Source organism: Kocuria sp. CNJ-770 (assembly GCF_001942375.1).
GTDB classification, from domain to species: Bacteria; Actinomycetota; Actinomycetes; order Actinomycetales; family Micrococcaceae; genus Kocuria; species Kocuria oceani.
The window spans coordinates 7,370-9,826 of the sequence record NZ_MKJW01000157.1 but is presented as its reverse complement, the minus strand read 5'-3'; the positions used below and the strand labels follow the sequence as shown (position 1 = coordinate 9,826).

Below are 2,457 nucleotides of genomic sequence, written 5' to 3'. Positions count from 1 at the left end.
GGGCAGGTAGTCGATCTTCTGGCCGGCCCGTTCGCCGTACATGGGGTCCTCAGGCAGGTGGGTGCCGTAGGCGGCCTCGTACTGTGGGATGAGGGTGTTCACGCCCTTGACCTCGGTGTCGAAGTCCCCGTGGGCCAAGAACGACAGCAGACCCGGGATCTCGATGACGTTGGTCACCTGGTCACAGTCCTGGGCTCCGAGCGGGCCCACGGCCAGCACCGAGAAGCTGGTGCCGTCGTGGCAGGCCGCCTCAGCGGCGGCCATCTTCAGCGGCTGCTGGTCGAACATGAGCTTGCCCTGCAGATCCCCGGTGGCGGCGACCCCGCCAAAGGCGACGGCGGCGACCACCGCACCGATGCGCAGGCTGGACAGCCACACCGCGTGGTCGACCCGGTCCCGGCCGGGAATATCGACCCGCTCTCCCACGACCACGGCACCGGAGTCGTCGACGGTGTCGATGTTGTCCCGGCGGCGCTGCCACAGCTGGTACCAGGAGACCCCGATCAGGAACGCCGCGCCCACTGCCACGGACCCGGCCAGAGTATGGGAGTAGGCCACCAGGGCCGTGTTGTTGGTCAGCACCGCCCACACGTCGTTCATCACCGGGCGGCCGTCCACCATCTCCACGCCCACCGGGTGCTGCATCCAGGAGTTGGCGACGATGATGAAAAAGGCAGAGACCACGGAGCCGAGCACCGCGGTCCACAGCGTGGCCAGGTGCAGCTTCTTGGGCAGGCGGTCCCACCCGAAGATCCACAGGCCCAGGAAGGTGGACTCGAAGAAGAAGGCGAGCAGGCCCTCCATCGCCAACGGTGCCCCGAAGACGTCGCCCACGAAGCGGGAGTACTCACTCCAGGCCATCCCGAACTGGAACTCCTGGACCAGGCCGGTGGCCACGCCCATGATGAAGTTGATCAGGTAGAGCTTGCCCCAGAACTTCGTCATCCGCAGCCAACGCTCGTTGCCGGTGCGCACCCACATCGTCTGCATGAGCGCCACCAGCAGCCCCAGCCCGAGCGTGAGCGGGACCATCACGAAGTGGTAGACGGTGGTGATCCCGAACTGCCACCGGGCGATCTCCAACGGATCCATGGGTTGTCCCCCAAGCGTTTTTACAGTGGTGTAAAAATAGTTCTACGACTCGTAGAAATATTTCTACACCACTGTAGAACATGTGGGTCGGTCCGCTAGAATCAGCTGGTGGCAGTCAACGACTCGAAACGCGCAACCTCCTTGGGTGACCTGGAACGATCCGTCATGGAGATCCTCTGGCAGGCGGACACCCCCCTGTCGGCCTACGACCTCCAGGACCAGCTGACCGGAACCACCGACAGCGGCCGGCCCCGCGCCGCCACCACTGTGCTGACCGTCCTGTCCCGCCTGGAGCGCAAAGGCTTTGTCACACGAGAACGCACCTTCCGCCCCCACCGCTACCTAGCTGCGGCCTCCCGGGAGGAGCACATGGCCAACCTCATGCACGAGGTCCTGGGAACAGCCAACGACCGGGCCGCTGTGCTTGCACGCTTCGTCGGAGGCGTCAGTTCCGAGGAAGCACAAACTCTGCGGCGCCTCCTCGACGACCACTGAGTCCATGTGATCAGCACCTCGCTCGCCCTGGCCGCATTTGCCCTCGCCCTGGCCTGGCCCGTCCCGATCCTGCTTTCGCACGCCAAGTGGCCGACCCGCGCCCCCGCCACCGCACTGGTGCTCTGGCAGGCCGTCGCCCTGGCCGGCGGGCTGTCGATGCTCGGGGCCTTGCTCACCTTCGGTTTGGCCCCTTTTGGGCCGGACTTGGTCAGTGGCGGCATCAGCTTCGCCACCAGCTTCTTGGGAGATCAGCCATGGGGCCCGGCAAGGCCGGTGCACATCCTCGCGCTGTCCGGAGCAGTTCTGCTCGGCGGGCATCTGCTGCTGAACCTGGTCGTCACGATTGTGCGCGCCGAACGCGATCGCCGCCGCCATGCCCAGCTGGTCCTGCTTTTGAGCACACCGCTGCCCGACGCCCCCGGCACCCGGCTCCTCGACAACCCCGCCCCGGTCGCCTACTGCCTCCCCGGGGCGTTCACCACGATGACCGTGCTCTCTGCCGGGCTGCTGTCGCTGCTCGATGAGGACGAGCTGGACGCGGTGATCGAGCACGAAAGGGCACATGCCACCCAGCGCCATGACATCGTGCTGATGCTGTTCCGCGCCTGGAAGGCTTCCCTGCCCTGGTTTCCCATCGCCGACCGCGCCCACCGCGAAGTCGGGGTCCTCGTTGAGATGCTCGCCGACGACCACGCCCGCCGAAGCATCGACGACCGCTCCCTCGCCCGAGCCGTCGCCCTCGTCAGCACCAGTGGATCCGCTGCTCCCCCGCACCGCATCCAAGGCACCTGGACAGGCGCGGCCCCTGTCGAGGACGCCCGTCAGCGCATCCTGCGACTGGAAGCCACACCCTTGCCGGCGGGACCAAAG

General features: G+C 66.6%; 3 protein-coding genes. 2 read left to right on the top strand and 1 reads right to left on the bottom strand.

The window, feature by feature from the left end; genetic code table 11:
- A partial coding sequence (locus tag BJF77_RS18545; RefSeq protein ID WP_075873093.1) for a cytochrome ubiquinol oxidase subunit I occupies positions 1 to 1,092 on the bottom strand: 1,092 nt, incomplete at its 3' end.
- 108 nt (positions 1,093 to 1,200) lie between these two features.
- Between BJF77_RS18545 and BJF77_RS18540 the strand changes: the two genes are divergently transcribed.
- Together BJF77_RS18540 and BJF77_RS18535 are read left to right on the top strand one after the other, a co-directional pair.
- Positions 1,201 to 1,587, top strand: coding sequence for a BlaI/MecI/CopY family transcriptional regulator (locus BJF77_RS18540; protein WP_255396363.1), 387 nt, complete (start codon positions 1,201 to 1,203; stop codon positions 1,585 to 1,587).
- A gap of 6 nt (positions 1,588 to 1,593) precedes the next feature.
- Positions 1,594 to 2,457 (top strand): M56 family metallopeptidase (locus BJF77_RS18535; RefSeq protein ID WP_075873092.1); only part of this gene is annotated, 864 nt, incomplete at its 3' end.